Origin of the sequence: Agrobacterium sp. CCNWLW32 (assembly GCF_037083425.1) — a bacterium.
In the GTDB taxonomy this organism is placed as follows: domain Bacteria; phylum Pseudomonadota; class Alphaproteobacteria; order Rhizobiales; family Rhizobiaceae; genus Agrobacterium; species Agrobacterium radiobacter.
Genome location: NZ_JBAOJM010000010.1, coordinates 157085 through 177127, shown reverse-complemented (window position 1 = coordinate 177127; position 20043 = coordinate 157085). Strand labels below are relative to the sequence as shown.

The 20043-nt window shown below is 59.8% G+C and carries 20 protein-coding genes; 6 read left to right on the top strand and 14 right to left on the bottom strand.

The genetic code is table 11. From position 1 onward, the window contains the following. Nucleotides 1-27: 27 nt before the first annotated feature. The 3 genes from aztC to aztA are packed head-to-tail and all read right to left on the bottom strand — an operon-like array spanning nt 28 to nt 2769. Entirely contained in the window at nt 28-1053 is a 1026-nt protein-coding gene (gene aztC / locus V6R85_RS19690) for a zinc ABC transporter substrate-binding protein AztC (RefSeq protein ID WP_003510406.1), read from the bottom strand. 29 nt (nt 1054-1082) lie between these two features. Beyond that, nucleotides 1083-1949, bottom strand: a complete 867-nt coding sequence (aztB, locus tag V6R85_RS19685; protein ID WP_077998654.1) for a zinc ABC transporter permease AztB — start codon at nt 1947-1949, stop codon at nt 1083-1085. Then, nucleotides 1942-2769 carry a zinc ABC transporter ATP-binding protein AztA gene (gene aztA, locus V6R85_RS19680; protein WP_112958645.1) on the bottom strand — a complete coding sequence of 276 codons (828 nt, stop codon included), beginning with the start codon at nt 2767-2769 and terminating at the stop codon, nt 1942-1944. The genes aztB and aztA overlap by 8 nt, the downstream gene beginning before the upstream one ends. A 299-nt stretch (nt 2770-3068) precedes the next feature. Between aztA and zigA the strand changes: the two genes are divergently transcribed. Beyond that, complete coding sequence (gene zigA / locus V6R85_RS19675) at nt 3069-4274, top strand: zinc metallochaperone GTPase ZigA (RefSeq protein ID WP_065695022.1); 1206 nt, start codon at nt 3069-3071, stop codon at nt 4272-4274. A gap of 204 nt (nt 4275-4478) precedes the next feature. On the opposite strand, the gene V6R85_RS19670 is transcribed toward zigA, so the two are convergent. The 3 genes from V6R85_RS19670 to V6R85_RS19660 form a co-directional block, all read right to left on the bottom strand. Further along, nucleotides 4479-4916: a YqaA family protein gene (locus V6R85_RS19670; RefSeq protein WP_060724971.1), complete on the bottom strand. Its 438-nt coding sequence runs from the start codon at nt 4914-4916 to the stop codon at nt 4479-4481. An 81-nt stretch (nt 4917-4997) separates the two neighbouring features. Then, a complete protein-coding gene (locus V6R85_RS19665; RefSeq protein WP_003506739.1) occupies nt 4998-5282 on the bottom strand; it encodes a hypothetical protein in 285 nt (94 codons plus the stop codon). Further along, nucleotides 5279-6415, bottom strand: coding sequence for a GTP-binding protein (locus V6R85_RS19660; protein WP_162724173.1), 1137 nt, complete (start codon nt 6413-6415; stop codon nt 5279-5281). The genes V6R85_RS19665 and V6R85_RS19660 overlap by 4 nt, the downstream gene beginning before the upstream one ends. Before the next feature lie 333 nt (nt 6416-6748). On the opposite strand from V6R85_RS19660, the gene ugpB reads away from it, so the two are divergent. From ugpB to V6R85_RS19640, 4 genes are all read left to right on the top strand, one after another. Beyond that, entirely contained in the window at nt 6749-8059 is a 1311-nt protein-coding gene (gene ugpB / locus V6R85_RS19655; RefSeq protein WP_174014776.1) for a sn-glycerol-3-phosphate ABC transporter substrate-binding protein UgpB, read from the top strand. Nucleotides 8060-8127: 68 nt separating this feature from the next. Continuing rightward, the gene (gene ugpA / locus V6R85_RS19650; protein ID WP_003506735.1) at nt 8128-9009 is read left to right on the top strand and encodes a sn-glycerol-3-phosphate ABC transporter permease UgpA; all 882 of its coding nucleotides are present in this window, start codon (nt 8128-8130) and stop codon (nt 9007-9009) included. A 9-nt stretch (nt 9010-9018) separates the two neighbouring features. Further along, nucleotides 9019-9867 carry a sn-glycerol-3-phosphate ABC transporter permease UgpE gene (gene ugpE, locus V6R85_RS19645; RefSeq protein ID WP_003506733.1) on the top strand — a complete coding sequence of 283 codons (849 nt, stop codon included), beginning with the start codon at nt 9019-9021 and terminating at the stop codon, nt 9865-9867. After that, the gene (locus V6R85_RS19640; protein WP_099087121.1) at nt 9867-10928 is read left to right on the top strand and encodes a sn-glycerol-3-phosphate import ATP-binding protein UgpC; all 1062 of its coding nucleotides are present in this window, start codon (nt 9867-9869) and stop codon (nt 10926-10928) included. Before ugpE ends, V6R85_RS19640 begins: the two co-directional genes overlap by 1 nt. Before the next feature lie 72 nt (nt 10929-11000). On the opposite strand, the gene V6R85_RS19635 is transcribed toward V6R85_RS19640, so the two are convergent. From V6R85_RS19635 to odc2, 6 genes are all read right to left on the bottom strand, one after another. Then, nucleotides 11001-11444 carry a glyoxalase superfamily protein gene (locus V6R85_RS19635; RefSeq protein ID WP_112212285.1) on the bottom strand — a complete coding sequence of 148 codons (444 nt, stop codon included), beginning with the start codon at nt 11442-11444 and terminating at the stop codon, nt 11001-11003. Between the two features lie 209 nt (nt 11445-11653). Continuing rightward, entirely contained in the window at nt 11654-12352 is a 699-nt protein-coding gene (locus V6R85_RS19630; protein WP_336377139.1) for an OmpW/AlkL family protein, read from the bottom strand. Nucleotides 12353-12659: 307 nt separating this feature from the next. Further along, entirely contained in the window at nt 12660-13955 is a 1296-nt protein-coding gene (locus V6R85_RS19625; protein ID WP_112958644.1) for an MFS transporter, read from the bottom strand. Between the two features lie 87 nt (nt 13956-14042). Beyond that, entirely contained in the window at nt 14043-14444 is a 402-nt protein-coding gene (locus V6R85_RS19620) for a MarR family winged helix-turn-helix transcriptional regulator (RefSeq protein ID WP_020813368.1), read from the bottom strand. A gap of 145 nt (nt 14445-14589) precedes the next feature. Next, entirely contained in the window at nt 14590-15159 is a 570-nt protein-coding gene (locus V6R85_RS19615) for a GNAT family N-acetyltransferase (RefSeq protein ID WP_003506595.1), read from the bottom strand. A 193-nt stretch (nt 15160-15352) separates the two neighbouring features. After that, nucleotides 15353-16486 (bottom strand): ornithine/lysine decarboxylase, encoded by a 1134-nt coding sequence (gene odc2, locus V6R85_RS19610; RefSeq protein ID WP_003506594.1) that lies wholly within the window; start codon nt 16484-16486, stop codon nt 15353-15355. A gap of 537 nt (nt 16487-17023) precedes the next feature. On the opposite strand from odc2, the gene V6R85_RS19605 reads away from it, so the two are divergent. Beyond that, a complete protein-coding gene (locus V6R85_RS19605) occupies nt 17024-17917 on the top strand; it encodes a LysR family transcriptional regulator (RefSeq protein WP_003506591.1) in 894 nt (297 codons plus the stop codon). 56 nt (nt 17918-17973) lie between these two features. Here V6R85_RS19605 and V6R85_RS19600 read toward each other — a convergent pair whose 3' ends face one another. Both V6R85_RS19600 and V6R85_RS19595 read right to left on the bottom strand, forming a co-directional pair. After that, nucleotides 17974-18927 carry a substrate-binding domain-containing protein gene (locus tag V6R85_RS19600; protein ID WP_020011756.1) on the bottom strand — a complete coding sequence of 318 codons (954 nt, stop codon included), beginning with the start codon at nt 18925-18927 and terminating at the stop codon, nt 17974-17976. A 72-nt stretch (nt 18928-18999) separates the two neighbouring features. Next, entirely contained in the window at nt 19000-20001 is a 1002-nt protein-coding gene (locus V6R85_RS19595; RefSeq protein WP_112958643.1) for an ABC transporter permease, read from the bottom strand. Between the last annotated feature and the right edge of the window lie 42 nt (nt 20002-20043).

Here is a 20043-nt window from a genome sequence, read left to right as displayed (position 1 = left end):
CCCCAGCTCATAGCGAAACTGCCCGTTTTACTGGCTGAGAACGGCCGCCGTAATCGTCTCGATATTGTGGTTGATCATGTCGATATAGGTGGCAGCCGGGCCGTCGGCGGTCGAAAGCGCGTCGGAATAAAGCGTGCCGCCAACCTTGAGGCCAGTTTCGCTGGCGATCTGGTCTATCAGCCGCTTGTCGGTGATATTTTCGACGAAGATTGCCGAAGCCTTGTCGTGCTTCACCTGATCCACCAGCTTGGCGACATCGGCGGCTGAAGCTTCGGATTCCGTCGATACGCCCTCGGGCGCGAGGAAGTTCAGGCCATAGGCATGCTCAAAATAACCGAAAGCGTCATGCGAGGTGATGATGACACGCTTTTCCGGCGGGATGGCGGCGATCTCGGTCTTCACCTTCTCGTTCAGAGCGGCAAGCTTGGCGATATAGGCATCCGAATTGGCGGTGTAAGTGGCGCAACCGGCCTTGTCGACCTCGCAAAAGGCGCCGGCAATGTTCTTCACGTAGATTTCGGCGTTCTTGATCGACTGCCAGGCATGCGGGTCGAACTCGCCGTGATGGTGGTGTCCCTCATGGCCGTGATCGTGATCATGGGCCTCGGCCGCCTCGTGCTTGTGGCCGGCTTCTTCTGCCTTGTGATCGTGACCTTCCTCTTCTTCCGCTTCCGGATGGGCGTGACCGGCCGGCTCTTCGGAAAGCTTGAGCGGCTCCACACCCTTCGTCAGTTCCACCACCGGCGCCTTTGTGCCGCTTGTGTCGATCAGCCGCTTCAGGAAGCCTTCGAATTCCAGACCATTGACCAGCACCACATCCGCCTTGCTGACGGCGACGGCATCGGCCGGGCGCGGCTCATAGACATGGGCATCGCCATCCGGCCCGACCAGGGTGGTGATTTCGACACGGTCACCGCCAACGTTTTTGGCGAAATCGGCAATGATCGAGAAGCTCGCCACGACCTTGAGTTCGGCGGCGGACGCCTGCGCCATCAGAACCGGGGAGAGGGAAAGAAGGCTGACGCCCGTTGCTAGACGGAGGGTTTTGAACATGAAGGTTCTCCTTTTTTCGAACGCTGTTTTCAGGCCGCTCTGTGACGGCCGGAACCGAGAAGATCGCTGAGCACGCCGCGCGTGCCGACGAGGATGGAGAGCGCATAGATGACGCCCGCGGAAAGGATGATCGCCGGGCCTGATGGCAGCGACGCGTGATAGGACAAAAGCAGGCCCGCAAAGCAGGAAACCATGCCGATGCCGATGGAGATGAAGCACATGGGCGCGACGCGATTGGACCAGAAGCGGCTGGCGGCGGCGGGCAGCATCATCAGGCCGACCGACAGCAGCGTTCCCAGCGCCTGGAAGCCGCCGACCAGATTGAGCACGACGATGGCGAGGAAGAGGAAATGCACCGGGCTGCCCCAGTTGCTGACCGAACGCAGGAACAGGGGATCGAGGCATTCCGCCAGCAGCGCCCGCCAGAAGGTGATCATCACCAGAAGCGTCACGATGCAGATGCCGCCGATCAGGCCGAGCGCCTCATTGTTCAGCGCCAGCACCGTGCCGAACAGCACATGCATGAGATCGACGCTCGAACCGCGCCACGATACAAGCAGCACGCCGAGCGCCAGTGAAATGAGATAGAAGGCGGCAAGCGAGGCGTCTTCCTTCTGGATAGTGAAGCGCGACACAGCACCCGCGCCCAGCGCGACCAGTAGGCCGACGGCCAGCCCGCCGATGGTCATGGGCAGGATTTCCAGCCCGTAGAACAGAAACCCGACCGCCGCCCCCGGCAGGATGGCGTGGGACATGGCGTCGCCTGTCAGGCTCATGCGGCGCAGCATCAGAAACACCCCGACCGGGCCGCAGCTGATGGCAAGGATCAAGGCACCGGCAAGCGCGCGCTGCATGAAGACATACTGGACGAAGGGTTGGATGAAGATATCAGCCATGGGCATTCAAATTCGCGTGTGAGTGGGCATGGGAATGGACGGATGCCGTTTGCGGACTTGCCCCGACTATTTGGGCCGAAGGCTCGTCGGCCGGCTCACACCAGGGTGCATTTTCCTCCCATGCCTCGTGGAAATGCCGCGCCTGCCGGATGTTCTCCGCCTTGAGGACATCAGCTGTCGTGCCCAGACCGACGAGCTTCCGGGCAAGGAACAGGGTCTGAGGAAAGTGCTGCCGCACCAATTGATGGTCATGAAGGACGGCCAGAACCGTGCGCCCCTCCGCCACCCATGATTTGATCAGCACCATAAGGTCGGCAACGGTGCGCTCGTCGACGGCGTTGAAGGGCTCGTCGAGCAGGATCAGCTGCGCATCCTGCAGCATGGCGCGGGCAAACAAAGCGCGCTGCATCTGGCCGCCGGACAACGAGTCGATATTGCGCCTCTCAAAACCGGAAAGCCCGACCGCTTCCATGACGCGGCCCATCGCCGCCCGGTCTGCGGGACGGTGGCGGCCGAGCAGGCCGCGTTTCGGCCAGAGACCAAGCGCAACCAGATCCCGCAACTGCGCCGGAAAGGAGCGGTCGAGTTCCGATTGCTGCGGCAGATAGGCGACGGAAATACCTGAACTCACCCGGCACTCGCCGCCGAGCGGCTTCAGAATGCCGGCAATGCCTTTCATCAGCGTCGATTTTCCAGAACCATTGGCGCCGACCACCGCAGTGAGCGAGCCTTTGGCGATATCGCCATTCAGATGATGCACCGCCGCGCGGCCGGCATATCCAAGTGTCAGGTTTTTGAAGGCAAGGCACGGATCGTTCATCGATCCCTCCGGGGCAGGATGTCATTCGATGGCCCTTGATATGTAATGTTATTACATTCGTCAAACGAATATGTAATGAAATAACATTAACTCTTGGAAAGATGACGTTGCGCTCTGCGCAAGCCACAGACCACCTCGCGTTGCGGGAGGTTTTTTTCTGTCGCCCGTTGACACGCAATCAATATGTAATGTTATTACGTTACAGAATATGGACGGGGCAGCATTGAACCCGTCGTTTCCAGATCGTCCGCGTGTCCGCCGTGAGGTCCACGCGAGCGTTGCTAAAGAACGAGGTCCACATGTCAAAAAAACTTCCCGTCACCGTGCTTTCCGGCTTTCTGGGCGCCGGCAAGACGACGCTTCTCAATCATATTCTCGCCAATCGCGATGGTCTGCGCGTCGCGTTGATCGTCAATGACATGAGCGAGATCAATATCGACGCCGCGCTGGTGCGCGATGGCGGCGCCAATCTCTCCCGTACGGAAGAGCAGTTGGTGGAAATGACCAATGGCTGCATCTGTTGCACGCTGCGCGACGACCTGTTGACCGAGGTGCGGGCGCTGGCCGAACAGGGTCGTTTCGATTACCTGCTGATTGAATCCACCGGCATCGCCGAACCGCTGCCGGTCGCAGCAACCTTCGATTTTCGCGATGAAAACGGCCGCAGCCTTTCCGATGTCGCGCGTCTGGACACCATGGTGACGGTGGTGGATGCCGCCAATCTTCTCAAGGATTACGGCTCGTCCGATTTTCTGGCCGACCGGGGCGAAACGGCGGGCGAAGGTGACAACCGCACGATCGTCGATCTTCTGGTGGAGCAGATCGAATTTGCGGATGTCGTCGTCCTCAACAAGATCGGCACCGCCACGCCGGATGAGAGGGATGCCGCACGCAAGATCATCGTCGGGCTGAACCCGGATGCGAAACTCATCGAGGCCGATTTCGGCAAGGTGGCGCTGAAGGAGGTTTTGGGCACCGGCCGTTTCGATTTCGCCAGGGCCGAAGAACACCCCCTGTGGTTCAAGGAATTGCACGGCTTCAAGGATCACATTCCCGAAACCGAGGAATATGGCATCCGCTCCTTCGTCTATCGCGCCCAAAAGCCGTTTGACCCCGTACTGTTCCAGCGCTTCATCGACCGCGCCTGGCCGGGGGTGGTGCGCGCCAAAGGCTTCTTCTGGCTGGCAACGCGTCCGCGTTATGTCGGCGAGATCAGTCAGGCCGGCGCATTGGTCCGCACCGGCAGGATGGGCCTCTGGTGGTCCGCCGTGCCTAGGGAGCAATGGCCGCGCGAAAAGCAGTTTCTGGATATGATGAAGCCCTATCTCGACCCGGTCTTCGGTGACCGGCGACAGGAAATCGTCTTCATCGGCTCCGATCCGATGAGCGAGGCACGCATCCGCGCGCAGCTCGATGCCTGCCTTATCGATACCGAAGCATTCACGCCGGATGTATGGCGGCACCTGCCGGACCCCTTCGCCAGCTGGGACAGGCAGGCAGCCTGATTGACTCCACCGCCCGCATTTTAGCCGAGCGGATGCGTCTTTCGCCTTCTCCCCGCCGGGGAGAAGGTCGCGGCAGCGGGTTGTGGGGGCAAGCTCTTCGCAAATCTCTGCGCTTGCCCCCTCATCTGACCCTTCAGGCCATCTTCTCCCCGACGGGGAGAAGAAACAAGCACCACCGTTTCGCGAAAATGAGCGTACGAAACACTACAGAAAATTCAGCGTTACCAACGCCAGCACAAGATAGCGCCCGACCTTGGCGATGGTGACCAGCAGCAGGAAGACCGGTAGCCGCTCCTTCATGATGCCGGCGGCAACCGTTAGCGGATCACCGATCAGCGGCGCCCAGCTGAGCAGCAGGGACCATTTGCCATAACGACGATACCAGTTCTGCGCGCGCTCCAGCGTCGCCTCCCCGACCGGAAACCAGCGTTCACGCCGAAAGCGCTCAATGCCGCGGCCGAGCAGCCAGTTGGCAAAGGAGCCTGCAACATTGCCGGCGCTGGCCACGGCGACCAATAGCCAGACAGGCTGGGATTTAAGAAGGATGAGGCCCGCCAGTGCCGCCTCCGACTGCATGGGCAGAATGGTCGCCGCGATAAACGCCGTCAGAAACAAACCCGCATATACTGCCAGATCGGCCATTGCCTGCCCTTCATCATCCGCGAATCTCACGGTCTTTGCCGAAGTGCCGGATGACGCCCCCGGCGTCAAGCGGGCGACGTCTCACACGGCCGGCACATCGGCGGCAATGGCCTGAACCACATCATGGCGGGCTACATCCAGCAGCGCCTTATGAACCGACAATTGCCGGGTCTTGCCGGATGCGGACAGAATGAGGATTACGGTTTCCTTCGGCGGGCAATTCGGCAGCGCGCAGGAAATCTCGTGGACGGAGACGATGTCGTCTTCTGAAAGAAACAGCAGCTCCCGCGTCCAATCCTTCATGATGCGGGCCTGCGAGACGATCGCGGAGCCGCTGCGCGCAAGCGGATTCGTTTTTACCGTCATCGGAATGCCTTCCGCCCCGCCTGCGAGGCCAATGTATCGAACAGATCGCGGATCGGCTGCTGCGGCATATCCACGCCGATCAGGACGATGCGCGTTGCGCGGTTGCCATCCGGCCAGCTTTCCAACCGGGTCAGTGGATAAAGCCGATGCTGCACCGCATGGGCGACAACCGGCCGCTCCGGGTCGTCAGTCGCACCGAAAATTCCCTTGAGCCGCAACAGGCCGGAATGCACATTGCTGGTGACGAGTTCAAGAAAAGTGACAATCGCCTGCGGATCCAAAGCGCCGTCAAAGGCGAGATCGAAGGCCTCGACCCCGACACCATGGCGGTTGATATCGTGCTGATGGGCGGCATGAAGGCTCAGCCTGTCGGCCGCCAACCATCCCGGCGCATCCTCCGGCTTGCCGCGCAGCGAATAATCCGATGCCTTAAATAACGACATCAGGTCGAAGCCGGCCGCATTACGGTCATGAAACGACGCCGCAGGATTGAGATCGGCGAGGCTTTCGCGGTCAATAGCCGCAGCATCCGCAAGATCGGTTTTCGTCAGGACGACGTGGTCGGCAAAGGCAAGCTGTTTCCAGCCCTCGATAAAACTGTCGAGCATCGCCGGGCCGGCGACAACGTCGAAAGCCGTCACCACGCCTGAAAGATGGAAATGCCGGGCGACAATGTGATCACGCAGGCCAAGCGCCGGCGTGCCGCCGGCGATCAGGCTGTTGATGATCGGTGCGGGATCGGCAAGGCCGGTGGTTTCGATAACGACGCGCGATACACCAGGCACCACCCCTTCCAGAAAGGCCTGATGCAGCTCGTAAAGCGAGGTGCGGATATCGCTGGTGGCGGTACAGCAGATGCAGCCCGTCGTCGTTCTGAAATATCGTTCAGAACCCGTCCGAACCAGACCGTGATCGATGGGCACCGCGCCGAATTCATTGACGATGACAGCGGCATCCCCCATGGTCGGCTCAGCCAGAAGCTCGTTCAGCAACGTCGTCTTGCCCGCCCCCAGAAAACCCGTCAGCAGGGTGACCGGCACCGTGCTGACGGATGGCGCGACGGTTGCGTCGTCCCTGCGCTCCACCGCCTTCTTCCGCTTCATTCCGAACACGTCAGCACCTTCGCTATCCATAAGATTCACCGCACCATAATACGTAATGTAATAACATATCAATGACGATTACGGGATTTCCGGCGAGAGCAATTCCCTTATGCCGGATAAGAAAATGTCATGGCCACATGCTCCCAACTCTCGGGCGCATGAAAAAACCACGGAACGAAGGAAATGGAATAATAAATCCGTTTCCTTCACTTTCGTTTTAATCGTTCCACGTTCTCTTGCATTTTCGTTAGAGTTCGCTTTTAATCGGTAGTGCTAATACAGTAAAGATCACCCGCAGCCGGATCGAGGAGGATAGGCTGCAATTAAGGGGCTGTATCTTTTACTGTTTTCATAATGGGAGGAATCACCTTGAAAAAACTCAGCTACCGCCTCGCCGCGGCATCCGCGCTTTCGTTTTTTGTCACATCGAATGCATATGCAGTAACGGAAATCCAGTGGTGGCACGCCATGACCGGCGCCAATAACGAGGTCGTGGATACGCTGGCGAAAGAGTTCAACGAGAGCCAGAAAGATTACAAGATCACGCCCGTCTTCAAGGGCACCTATCCGGAAACCTTGAATGCCGGCATTGCCGCCTTCCGCGCCAAGCAGCCGCCCGCGATCATTCAGGTCTTCGACGCCGGCTCGGGTGTGATGATGGGTGCCGCCGGCGCCATCAAGCCGGTGGCGGATGTTCTGAAGGAAGGCGGTTATACCTTCAACAAGGACGAATATCTGGCCGGCATCGTCGCCTATTATTCCAAGCCTGACGGCACCATGCTGTCCTTCCCCTATAATTCGTCCTCTCCGATCCTCTATTACAACAAGGATGTCTTCCAGAAAGCCGGCCTCGATGCCGCCAACCCGCCGAAGACATGGCCGGAAGTTTTCGAAGCCGCCAAGAAGATCAAGACCAGCGGTGCCGCCCAATGCGGTTTCACCTCCACATGGCTCACCTGGATTCAGACTGAAAACTTCGCCGCGTGGAACAACGTTTCCTATGGCAGTAATGAAAACGGGCTTGGCAGCACCGATGTGAAGCTTGCCGTCAACGCGCCGCTCTTCGTTGAACACTTCCAGGCGATTGCCGATCTGGCGAAAGACGGTGTCTTCCGTTATGGCGGCCGTACTTCGGAAGCCAAGCAGCTGTTCATGTCCGGAGAATGCGGCATCCTGACCGAATCCTCCGGCGGCCTTGGCGATATCGTCAAGACCGGCATGAATTACGGCATCGGCCAGCTTCCCTATTATGAGGGCCATGGTCCGCAGAACACCATTCCGGGCGGCGCGAGCCTCTGGGTCTTCGGTGGCAAGAGCGATGCCGAATATAAGGGTGTGGCCGAATTCTTCCATTTCCTCTCCCAGACCAAGATCCAGGCGCGCCTGCATCAGGTCTCCGGCTACATGCCGGTGACGATCGCGGCCTATGAGGAAACCAAGAAATCCGGCTTCTACGACAAGAACCCTGCCCGCGAAACGCCGCTTCTGCAGATGATGGGCAAGCCGCCGACGGAAAATTCCAAGGGCGTGCGCCTCGTGAATCTGCCGCAGGTGCGCGACATCATGAACGAGGAGTATGAGGCGATGCTGGCCGGCAAGCAGGACGCAAAAACGGCGCTCGACAAGATTGTCACGCGCGGTGATGCGGCCATCAAGCAGGCCATCGGCAACTAAACGATCCCTGCCCCCGCCCGCATCCTTATCCGGTGCGGGCGGCACTCCCATCTCATCAGGAGATCGCCGTGCAAAGCGTCGTATTCCCCAACAAGATCCTGCCCTATCTGCTGGTCGCACCGCAGATCATCCTCACGGTGATCTTTTTCTTCTGGCCTGCAAGCCAGGCGCTCTACCAGTCGACCATGCGCGAGGACGCCTTCGGGCTGAGCAGCAATTTCGTCGGGCTGGCCAATTTTTCCGCCGTACTTTCAGACGAGAGCTATCTGAACTCGCTGCAGGTCACGGTCATCTTCAGCATCCTGACCGCACTCGTCTCCATGGGGCTGGCGCTGCTTCTGGCGACAGCGGCGGACCGCGTGGTGCGCGGCAAGGGCTTTTACCGCACCATGATGATCATGCCTTACGCCGTCGCGCCCGCCGTGGCCGGCATGTTGTGGCTGTTCATGTTCAACCCGGCCATGGGAACCTTCTCCTATATCCTGCGCCGCAACGGCATCATGTGGGACCCGCTGCTCAACGGCAATCAAGCCATGCTGCTCGTCGTCGCCGCCGCGGCATGGAAGCAGATCAGTTACAATTTCCTGTTTTTTGTCGCAGGCTTACAGGCAATTCCTAAATCATTGCTGGAAGCGGCCTCCATTGACGGCGCGCGTGGTGCGCGACGCTTCTGGACCATCGTTTTCCCGCTGCTTGCGCCGACAACCTTCTTCCTGCTGGTCGTCAACACTGTCTACGCCTTCTTCGATACCTTCGGCATCATCCATGCCGTCACCGGCGGCGGGCCTGCAAAGGCCACGGAAACGCTGGTCTACAAGGTCTATAATGATGGCTTCGTGAACCTCAATCTCGGCTCTTCCGCCGCGCAATCCGTGATCCTGATGGTGATCGTCATCGCGCTCACCGCCTTCCAGTTCCGCTTCGTCGAGAAGCGCGTGCATTACGGCTGAGGATTTCCCATGATTGAAAATCGCCCCGTCGCACGCGTGATCGCCCATCTGATGCTGGTACTCGGCATCATCATCGTGGCCTTCCCGATCTATTACACCTTCGTCGCCTCCTCGATGACGTCGAACGACATCATCCGCCCGCCAATGTCGCTGCTGCCCGGCGGCCATCTCGGTGAAAACTATACCGACGCCATGGTCGGAGGCGTCGAGCGTGTCGTCGGCGTCAGCCTCGAGCGGCTGCTGTTCAACAGCTTCGTCGTGGCGCTCGCCATCGCCATCGGCAAGATCGTCATTTCGTTCCTGTCGGCCTTCGCGATTGTGTTTTTCCGCTTTCCCTTCCGCATGGGCTTTTTCTGGATGATCTTCATCACGCTCATGCTGCCGGTGGAAGTGCGTATCCTGCCCACCTACAAGGTCATCGTCGATTTAGGCCTGATCGATACCTATGCAGGACTGACACTGCCGTTGATGGCGTCGGCAACGGCAACATTCCTGTTCCGGCAGTTCTTCCTCACCATTCCCGGTGAGATGGTCGAGGCGGCACGTATCGATAATGCCGGCCCGTTCCGCTTCATGCGCGATATCCTGCTGCCGCTGTCGAAAACCAATATCGCCGCTCTGTTCGTGATCCTGTTCATCTATGGCTGGACCCAATATCTCTGGCCGCTGCTCGTGACCAACGACGCCAAGATGAACACGATCATCATCGGCCTCAAGCGCATGGTGGATTTCACCGATGCCTCGACGCCCTGGAATTATGTGATGGTGACGGCGATCCTCGCCATCATCCCCCCTGTTATCGTTGTGGTGCTGATGCAGCGCTGGTTCGTCAAAGGTTTGGTGGAGACCGAGAAGTAATGGCAAAAATTGCGCTGAAAGACGTCCGCAAGGTTTATGGCGGCAATGTCGAGGCCATCAAGGGCGTATCGATGGACATCGCCGACGGCGAGATGATCGTGCTCGTCGGCCCCTCCGGCTGCGGAAAATCCACCCTGTTGCGCATGATTGCCGGACTGGAGGGCATTTCGGGCGGCCAGATCATAATCGGTGATCGCGTCGTCAACGATCTCGAACCATCCGACCGCGACATCGCCATGGTGTTCCAGAATTATGCGCTTTATCCGCATATGACGGTGCGGCAGAACCTTGCCTACGGCCTGAAGAACCGCAACACGCCGAAGGACGAGATCGATCGGCGTATCACCGAGGCGGCCAAGGCGCTCGAAATCGAACAGTTCCTGGAGCGCAGGCCGCGCCAGCTTTCCGGCGGCCAGCGCCAGCGCGTCGCCATGGGCCGCGCCATCGTGCGCAAGCCGGCAGCCTTCCTGTTCGACGAGCCGCTCTCCAACCTCGACGCCAAGCTGCGCGTGCAGATGCGCGTCGAAATCCGCCGCCTGCAACGCTCGCTCGCCACCACCAGCGTCTACGTGACCCATGACCAGATGGAGGCCATGACGCTGGCAGACCGGCTGGTGGTGCTGAATGCCGGCCGCATCGAGCAGATGGGCACGCCGATCGAGCTTTACGAAAAACCGGCCACCACCTTCGTCGCCACCTTCATCGGCTCCCCCTCCATGAACCTGCTCAACCACGGCACGGCGACGGCCAACGGCTCTTCCGGTTGGTCGGTGCAGGGAACCACTGCACTGCCACAGGGCGTCGCAACGCTCGGCATCCGCCCCGAAGATATCACCCTTGCCGATGAAGCCCCTGCGGATGCCGCCTTCACCGGCACCGTACAGGTGGACGCCGTGGAACTGGTGGGTGCGGAAAGTTATGTGCACGGATCCTTCGCCGATGGCACTGCGATCGTTTTCCGCGTCCACGGCCGTTCGCAGCTGCGCATCGGCGAGACGCTGCGGATCGCCGCACAGGCAAAGGATTTCCATCTGTTCGATGCATCGGGCAAGCGGATTTAGGCTTGGTCACAGAAACGGGACACCCGCCACTCGGCGGGTGCTTGCGCCATCGCTAGAACCTTCAGCGCCTCCTTACCAGACGAGTTCCACCTGCGGCCGACCGTTGGAGGTTTTCTCCACCGTCCGGCCGGATGTATCGACGTTGCAGTGAACCCGCTGCCGGAAGGCGGAAAAGCTTTCGAAAGTCACCACATCCACCGGATCGTCGAGATGCAGGGTCAGCCGGTAGCGTTCGGGATCGCCGCCGAGCGCCTGTACGCCCAGCACCGAAGCCACGAAGGGCTGGCCTAGATAAAAGCCTTCCACCCTTGAGCCCAGAAGGTAGGGGTTGAAGGCGGGGCGGTTGCCGGCTGATGCGTGGAGGGTATTCCAGTCGCGGAAGCCATATTGCGCGGCGATGAGTTCCAGCGCTTTCGAATGGGTGATTGCCTGCCCCTCGCCTGCGAGAGCGGCGCGCAGGCGTTTCGCCTGTTCCTTCAGCCCCTCAAGCGCGGGAAGCGGTTTGGACACGTACATAACGGTTCTCCAACATGCGCATGCCGAATGTTCCGAAGGGGGTCCGCGTTGCCATCGACGACATGCAAAACATGGGGATGACCGTTATTCTGAAAAGAGCTTCACCAGGGGCGCAAACGCCTGCGGACGGCCGGGGCTCTTCTGCCCGTGGCCGTCCCTATAGCCGATATGACGCCGCCCGTCAAAGGCGGCGCAGCATCGAACCGTGATCAGAAGCGATAAGTAATACCCGCGCCGATCAGCCAGGGATCGAGCTTGGCCTTGCCGCTGATCGGCGTGCCACCCAATTCGGCAGTCCAGTCGGTCTTCAGGAAGATCTTCTTCACATCGAAGTTCACGCCCCAATGCTCGTCCAGCATATAGTCGAAACCGACCTGCACGGCCGCGCCGAACTTGTTCTTGACGTCCAGATTGCTGAAACCCGGCTTTTCGGACTGGTTGTAGAACATCGAATAGTTCACACCCGCGCCGATATAGGGCTTGAAGGCGCCGAAATCGGTGAAGTGATATTGCAGCGTCAGCGTCGGCGGCAGCAGCCATGTCTTGCCCACTGGCGTTCCGGCGAGCACGCCCTCGCCGTTGATCTTGGCGTAGGTGGTGCCAAGAATAAGCTCGGCGGCGATATTCGGGGTGAAGAAATAGCTGATGTCGAGTTCCGGGATCACCGTATCCGAATAGGACAGGTCCGCGCCCGGCAAACCGTCGACGCTGCCGCTGTCATTGGTGATGACGCCGAGGCCGCGCACGCGCAGCATCCACGGGCTTGCCGCGGCAATCGCCTCTTCGGCGGTGGGCGCCGGCGCTGCCGGGGCCAGATCGGCCGCCATGGCATTGGCGGATATCAGCGTGGCCGCAACACCAGCCATGACACTGGCAAGCAAAGCGGTTTTTCTGTTTCTGTTCGTCATTCCATCTCTCCTATAGCGCACCGCAGCCGGGCAAGTCCCCGGAAACCGGCTGATGACGGCGGGCCTGGCGAATCGTCGCCTGCCGCAACCGCTTGGGAGCCACTATGACGACGGGAAAGGCAGGCCGATTGAGATGGATCAAACCGGGATACGGATCGCGCAAAGGAACTGAGAACCGGCGCGCATTGTGATAATTTCGCAACAGATACGTTCGCGGTCTAGGAGCGGTACACTGCGCGCCCGGCACATATTCTGGGAAATACAAAAAGGCCTGCATCAACAGGCCTTTTTCAGTGCATCACCTTTCTCACGCGGTCTGGGGCGTGAGGTGCGCGGAACCGGGCTTGCGCAGAAGCAGAACCGAGACGGCCGCGATCATGCACATCAGACCGGCAATCTGCAGCGCGGGCATATAGGTGTCGAAGTCGCTCTTGAAGAAACCGGCGCCAAAGGCGGCGGTGGCGGCTCCCAGCTGGTGGCCGGCAAAGACCCAGCCGAAAACGAGACCGGCCTTTTCGCGACCGAAATTCTCGGCGGCAAGTTTCACCGTCGGCGGTACGGTCGCCACCCAGTCCAGCCCGTAGAAGACGGCAAAGACAGAAAGTTCCACGAAGCTGAACCCCGAGAATGAGAGATAGAGCAGCGACAGGCCGCGCAGACCGTAGAACCAGAACAGCAGGAAGCGATTGTCGAACCGGTCGGAAAGCCAGCCGGCGAAGATCGTGCCGAAGAAATCGAAGATGCCGATTACCGCCAGTGTGCCCGCCGCTGTCACCGCTGCCATGCCGAAATCACCGCAGATTGAAATCCAGTGTGTCTGGATAAGACCGTTGGTCGAAAGCCCGCAGACAAAAAATGTGCCGAAAAGCACCCAGAAGACCGGGTTGGCCGATACGCTCTTCAGCGTCACCAGCGGCGATAGCAATGTGGCGAGAAGATTGTGATCCTGCTTGACCGGCTTTGCCACCACGGTCTCGCCATAGGCCGGCAGGCCGACATCGGCAGGATGGTCGCGCATCAAAAGCAGGACGAGAACCATGGCCGTGGCAATTACCGCCACGGACAGGGTAAGGGCGGTTCGCCAGCCATAGGCTTCCGTCAGCGCCGCCAGCAGCGGCAGAAAGACCAGCTGGCCGGTGGCGTTGCTCGCCGTCATGAGGCCGATCACCAATCCGCGACGCTTGGAAAACCAGCGAGCCGCCACGGTGGCGCCCAATACCAGGGCGGTCATGCCGGTGCCGACACCGATCACCACGCCCCAGAGCAGCAGCAATTGCCATACCTCGGTCATGAAGAAGGAGGCGACGATGCCGCCCATGATCAGGGCAAGCGCAGTGGACACCACCTGCCGGACGCCGAAATGATTCATGAAGGCGGCGGCAAAAGGTCCAAGCAGGCCAAAAAGCACCAGCCTGACGGCCATTGCCGAGGAAATATCGGCAATATCCCAGCCGAATTCCTGATGCAGCGGCTGGATCATCACCCCTGCAGATCCCATCGCACCGGCGGTGGCCAGCATGGTCAGAAAGGTGGTTGCGGCAACGAGCCAGCCATAATGCAGATTTCTGCCGGCCATCCAGCTGGCGAGGCGTGTGGAGAGCATGTTCAAATTCCCTTTCCAGCGGCCGTGGCCGATATTTTACGGGTATATACCCTATATTGCGGGCAGATACCCGCATATCCCCAAAAATTACAGGGCTGCGAGCAGTTCCTGCAATTGTGCTGTCTTTTCGGGCCCAAGCCGGGCCTCGATTTCATCCTGTACCCCATCCCAGAGCGGCGCACCCGCCTTCAGGATCGCGTGTCCTTCCGTCGTCACCGTCAGCATCGCTTCCCGCTGATCCTCGCCATGGCCGATGGCCACCAGACCCATACGAGCCAGCACCTTGGCATTGCGGCCAACGGTGGAGCGATCCAGTTCCACCCGCGCGGCCAGATCGGTTAGCGAGACGGGCGCGGTGCGGTTGATGTTCCGCAGCAGGCTGAACTGACCGATATTGACGCCAAGCGGCGCCAGGGCCTCGTCATAATAGGACGAGACCTTACGGGATGCTTTGCGCAACAGGATGCAGTGGCAACTATCGTTTGGCATTTGTCTCGGGTATATACCCGTAAATTTTTGCGCGCAAGAGGTGCTCGGGAATTATCGGCGGGCAACGGCCACCTCCCTTGGCCATATAGCAGAAACAATAAACCCCGGCTTTGGGTCGGGGTTTGATATCAGCAGCGAGGTTCGTTCAGGCAGAGAGCCTGCGGCCGCTTGCCACCAGCAGACCGGCAGCGCCTTCCAGCCAGCCTGCTTTCAGTTCCAGCGCCAGGAAACGGCTGCGCTCGAACGGGCCGGGCATGATGAGATGCTGGGCCTTGTCGGCGAAGAAGCCGAAACGTTCGTAATAAGGGGCGTCGCCAACCAGAAGAACGGCGCCGTGGCCGCGCTTGGTGGCTTCGCCAATGGCGGCACGCATCAGCGCCGAGCCGATGCCCTTGCCCTCATGGGCGGCATCGACAGCCAGCGGGCCGAGCAGCAGCGCTTCGACGGCGCGACCTTCGCGGGAGATACCGGCCTCGACATTCCACAGGCGCACCGTGCCGATGACATGGCCATCCTCATCGCGGGCGACGAGTGCCAGACCTTCGGCCGGAACGCGACCGGCGCGCAGCTTCTCGGAAGACTTGCGGCGGCGGCCGGCGCCCATGGCGCGGTCCAGCAGGTTCTCACGGGCGACGACATCGCCCGGATTTTCCTGATCGACATGAAACGTCTGCGGTGTGAAAAATGCCCGTACCGAATTCAAAAGAGCGGCCATCCTTGGCCTCCCGTCACACTACCGCCCACACGCGGCCCTTGATAAAAAAATGGTGGAGCCGTTCCGGCCCGCCGACACGCTTTCCTCGGCTGGAAGAGGTGCAGCAAGCAGGGATTTGCGCATCAGCACAATCGGCAAAGCCGGAACGGAAGCTTGGTCGAGACGCCGCCCTGCTCAGCGGACGGCGTTCGGATCAGATGATGTAAGCCTTCAGCGGCTCGAAGCCATTAAAGGCAACGGCCGAATAGGTCGTCGTATAGGCGCCTGTGCCTTCGATCAGAACTTCGTCGCCGATGGTCAGCGAGACCGGCAGCGGGTACATGTTCTTTTCATACAGCACATCGGCGCTGTCGCAGGTCGGGCCGGCCAGAACGCAGGGCTCCATCTCGTCCTGGTCGCGCTCGGTGCGGATCGGGTAACGGATAGCCTCATCCATCGTCTCGGCGAGACCGCCGAACTTGCCGATGTCGAGGAACACCCAGCGGTGGTTGTCGTTGTCGGACTTGCGCGACACGAGAACAACTTCCGCCTTGATGACGCCGGCATTGCCGACCATGCCGCGGCCCGGCTCGATGATCGTCTTCGGGATCTGGTTGCCGAAGTGCTTGCGCAGCGCCGTGTCGATCGCCTGGCCGTATTCTTCGGCAGCCGGAACGTCGCGCAGGTACTTGGTCGGGAAACCACCGCCCATGTTGACCATCTGCAGGTGGATGCCCTGCTTGGCAAGCGAAGCGAAGACGCGCTTGGCATCGGCCAGCGCCGCATCCCATGCGTCGAGATTCATCATCTGCGAACCGACATGGAAGGAAACGCCGTAAGATTCGAGGCCGAGCTGATGTGCATAGACCAGAACGTCGACAGCCATCTGCGGCACGCAGCCGAACTTACGCGACAGCGGCCATTCGGCGCCTTCGCCATCCGTCAGCACGCGGCAGAACACGCGTGCGCCGGGAGCGGCACGGGCAACCTTCTCGACTTCCTCGTGGCTATCAACGGCGAAGAGATCGATGCCGAGCGCATGAGCGCGTGCAACATCGCGTTCCTTCTTGATGGTGTTGCCGAAGGAGATACGGTCGGAAGTCGCACCCGCATCAAGCGCCATCTGGATTTCAGCCACGGAGGCGCAATCGAAGTTGGAGCCGAGCGAAGCGAGCAGCTTCAGGATTTCGGGAGCCGGGTTTGCCTTGACGGCGTAATAGATGGCGCTGTTCGGCAGGGAGTGCCGGAAAGCGTTGAAATTGTCGCGCACGACGTCGAGATCAACCACGAGGCAAGGGCCTTCGGGACGTCGGGTCTTGATGAAGTCGAGAATGCGTGCAGTCGTCATCGATATATTCCCTGTTAAACCGACTTCGGAAAAATCCGAAGGACAAAGGACGCTCGAGATATGCATACGAATCAGCCGGTGGAGGCGCAGACTCGATAGCATACGCTCAAGGCGCGAATGTGAACGACGCCCTGCCAGAGCATCATTCGGCTTTGTCTGCCATCGATTGGAGGGAATGACCCGACCGCACTTCAGGCAATGATGGTGTGCCTCTTCAGTACCCCGGCTGATGGAAAGCCGGCAGAGAACCAGAAAGGCCCGCACCGTCGTTGCTTCATATGTCCTCGCATTTCCCGGTTGGCCGGAATAGCGACTGGAGGGGTTAGTTCCAGGTACCTTACCGAAATCCTCACCACATCGAGGACTCGGCGGACACACATGGGCACGTGCGACTTTGGGCAGCACGGGAGATAAGAATATTCGCAGTCATAATCAAGAGGAATTTTTCACCAAAGAGCGGATTTTTTCAGCAGTGAATTAAGGGTTGAACAGTGACTTGCGCACGTTCAATTATATGGAACGAACCGGAGGATTTTCATGGACACGCTGACCCGCATCCGCGCCTTTATCGATGTTGTCGAAGCTGAGGGGTTTTCCGCCGCGGCGCGCAAGACCGGGCGCTCCAAGGCGCTTCTGTCCAAATATGTGCGGGAACTGGAAGATGATCTCGGCGCACTGCTCCTCAACCGCACCACCCGGCAGTTCTCGCTGACGGAAGCCGGTCATACCTATTACCGCACCGCTTCCGATATTCTGAAGGAGATCGATAACCTCGCCGATCTGGTGCGTGAAAAGAATGCCGATCTGAAGGGGAAGCTCAAAATTTCCGTTCCCCGCACCTTCATCGATGCCGATGTCGGCCAGAGCCTGATCGATTTTGCCAAGGAAAATCCGGAACTGTCGCTGGAAATCGTTGCGGAAGACCGATTCGTCGACCTGATCGAGGAAGGTTTCGATCTCGCGGTTCGAATCACCCGACTGGAAGATTCGGGTCTGATCGCCCGCAAGCTTTCCGATTTCCGGGTCTATGCGGTGGCGACGGCGGATTTCGTGGCGCAACACGGGCCGCTAGACGGCCCGCAGGATTTCTCCCGCGTGCCTTTCATCATCGACACCAATACGCGTTTTCATAATACAGTGCGGTATCTGGAGCCGGATGGCGGCTCGAATTCGGTCACTATCAGTGGGCCGATCGAGGTCAACAGCCCGCAGGCGACGTTGCGCGCGGCGCGCGCTGGTCTCGGCATCGCCTTGGTGCCGGATTTCATCGCCAGACCCTACATCCAGTCCGGTGAGCTGGTGACGCTGTTCGACGATTATATTTCCAAGGACAGGGGCATTTATGCGGTCTATCCGCATCGCCGCTACCTGCCCGCCAAGGTGCGCAGCTTTGTCGATTATCTCTCGGCGTGGTTCAGGAAGAACGGGTAAGCCACCAAATGAAACGCCCGCCTTGCGGCGGGCGTAGATGTTAGCTGAAAATCAGATCAGAACGGCGAATCCGGGAAGTAGAACTGCTCGGCATTGTCCTTGGTGATCAGGGTCGCATCGAGGATATACTCACCCGCGACCGGCACCTGATCGTAGAAATGCCCGGCCGTCAGCTGCATGGCTGTCGCCACCATTGCGGGCGGATAGAGCACGTCGACCGGGACCAGCTTGTCGCCGTCCATGACCTTCTTGATCATGTCCTTGGAACCGGCGCCCGCAACGATATACTTGATATCGGTACGTTTCGCCTGCTGGATAGCCTCCAGCACGCCGATCGCCATGTCGTCGTCCTGACACCAGACCACGTCGATCTTCTTGTATTTGGTCAGATAGTCCTGCATCACGCGGAAGGCGTCGTCGCGGTTCCAGTTGCCGTACTGGCGGTCGAGAACCTTGACGCTGGAACCGGCAATACCCTTGTCGAAACCATCCTGGCGCTGCTGGTCGATCGGGATCGGCAGGCCGCGAATGACCACGACTTCGGCATCCGGCGTCGTCTTCTTGATGTATTCGCCGGCCACCTGGCCAAGCGCGGGGTTGTTGCCGGCAACGTAGAGATCGCGGATCGAATTGTCGTTGACGCTCGGCGCGCGGTCGACGAGCGCGACGAAGGTGCCCTTGTCCTTGATCTCCTTGATGGCGTTGACGAGCGGATCCGGATCGGACGGCAGCACGACAAGTGCATCGAGCCCCTGCACGGCAAGGTCCTGAAGCGCATTCGCCTGATTGGCGGCATCCGGCGACGTCTTGACGATGATGTTGAGCCCCGGATGCTCCTGCATCAACAGCTTCGCCACACGCTCGGCATGATAGACGACGCCTGCCGTCCAGCCATGGTCGGCCGCCGGAATGGACACGCCGATGGTGACCTTCTTGTCCTGTGCGTGTACTGAACCCGCAAGCACCGTGGCCAGCGCGGCAAAGGCCACGCCGATGAATTTACTACGCATAGTCTCTTTCCTCCCAAGACCGGGGCGTTCCTCCTTCAACCGCGCCTGCCCCACATGGCGCGGCGTGATACGTCACCTGCGGCTGAGCGAGCGCTGCACCAGCATGGCGATGATGATGATCGCGCCCTGAATGGCGCCGATCAGATATTCGCTGACGAAGTTCGACAGGATCATGATGTTGCCGACGATCTCCAGAATGAAGGCGCCGCAGATTGTACCCCAGATGCGCCCTACCCCGCCTCTCAGCGCCGTGCCGCCGACGACGACGGCGGTGATCGCCTGCAGCTCCCACAACATGCCTGTCGTGGCCGAGGTGGAGGCAAGACGCGGCACATAAAGCAGCACCGCAACGGCGACGCAGAGCCCCTGCACCACATAAGCGATGGTGCGCACCCGTGCGACCGAAATGCCGGAGTAACGCGCCACATCCTCACTGGAGCCGACGGCCGTGAGATGCCGGCCATAGCGGGTGCGATAAAGCACGAAGGCGGCTATTGCGGCGGTGACGAAGATGACGATGACAGGCACCGGCACACCAAAGACATTACCGAAATAGACCGGGCGATAAAGCGTCTGGATTTCCGGGTTGCGCAGCGTGATCGCGCCGCCCTGCGACAGCCACGTGGTCAAGCCGCGATAAATGCCCATGGTGCCGAGCGTGGCGATGAAAGGTTCGATGCGGCCGATGGTAGTGATGAGGCCGTTTGTCAGCCCGCAGGCAGCCCCGATGGCGAGCGCCAGCGCCATGGCGGTAAGCAGCATCAAAAGCGGACTGGCGATGAAGGCGCTATTCATGAACAGGATCATCAGGCTGGCGACAAATGCGACCATGGCGCCGACCGACAGATCAAGCCCGCCTGACGTGATGACATAGGTGGCCCCGAGCGCGATGATGGCGATGAAGGCGCTGCGGGTGACGACATTCAACAGATTATCGATGCCGATGAAATTGGGATTGGCGATGGTGCCGAGAACCAGCAGCAGGGCCAGCGCCACGAAAGGCGCAACCGCTCGCAGGTCCCAGTCCTTCGAGGTCTTCGGCGTTTTGCCGTTATCAAATGCGGCCTCAGTCATGTTTTCCCTCAGTTTCTTTATCAGGCCATATTTCCCGCGACA

Coding starts and splice junctions, on each gene's coding strand:
- aztC (WP_003510406.1), bottom strand. CDS start 1,053: ATGTTCAAAACCCTCCGTCTAGCAACGGGCGTCAGCCTTCTTTCCCTC.
- aztB (WP_077998654.1), bottom strand. CDS start 1,949: ATGGCTGATATCTTCATCCAACCCTTCGTCCAGTATGTCTTCATGCAG.
- aztA (WP_112958645.1), bottom strand. CDS start 2,769: ATGAACGATCCGTGCCTTGCCTTCAAAAACCTGACACTTGGATATGCC.
- zigA (WP_065695022.1), top strand. CDS start 3,069: ATGTCAAAAAAACTTCCCGTCACCGTGCTTTCCGGCTTTCTGGGCGCC.
- V6R85_RS19670 (WP_060724971.1), bottom strand. CDS start 4,916: ATGGCCGATCTGGCAGTATATGCGGGTTTGTTTCTGACGGCGTTTATC.
- V6R85_RS19665 (WP_003506739.1), bottom strand. CDS start 5,282: ATGACGGTAAAAACGAATCCGCTTGCGCGCAGCGGCTCCGCGATCGTC.
- V6R85_RS19660 (WP_162724173.1), bottom strand. CDS start 6,415: ATGGATAGCGAAGGTGCTGACGTGTTCGGAATGAAGCGGAAGAAGGCG.
- ugpE (WP_003506733.1), top strand. CDS start 9,019: ATGATTGAAAATCGCCCCGTCGCACGCGTGATCGCCCATCTGATGCTG.
- V6R85_RS19640 (WP_099087121.1), top strand. CDS start 9,867: ATGGCAAAAATTGCGCTGAAAGACGTCCGCAAGGTTTATGGCGGCAAT.
- V6R85_RS19635 (WP_112212285.1), bottom strand. CDS start 11,444: ATGTACGTGTCCAAACCGCTTCCCGCGCTTGAGGGGCTGAAGGAACAG.
- V6R85_RS19630 (WP_336377139.1), bottom strand. CDS start 12,352: ATGACGAACAGAAACAGAAAAACCGCTTTGCTTGCCAGTGTCATGGCT.
- V6R85_RS19625 (WP_112958644.1), bottom strand. CDS start 13,955: ATGCTCTCCACACGCCTCGCCAGCTGGATGGCCGGCAGAAATCTGCAT.
- V6R85_RS19620 (WP_020813368.1), bottom strand. CDS start 14,444: ATGCCAAACGATAGTTGCCACTGCATCCTGTTGCGCAAAGCATCCCGT.
- V6R85_RS19615 (WP_003506595.1), bottom strand. CDS start 15,159: ATGGCCGCTCTTTTGAATTCGGTACGGGCATTTTTCACACCGCAGACG.
- odc2 (WP_003506594.1), bottom strand. CDS start 16,486: ATGACGACTGCACGCATTCTCGACTTCATCAAGACCCGACGTCCCGAA.
- V6R85_RS19605 (WP_003506591.1), top strand. CDS start 17,024: ATGGACACGCTGACCCGCATCCGCGCCTTTATCGATGTTGTCGAAGCT.
- V6R85_RS19600 (WP_020011756.1), bottom strand. CDS start 18,927: ATGCGTAGTAAATTCATCGGCGTGGCCTTTGCCGCGCTGGCCACGGTG.
- V6R85_RS19595 (WP_112958643.1), bottom strand. CDS start 20,001: ATGACTGAGGCCGCATTTGATAACGGCAAAACGCCGAAGACCTCGAAG.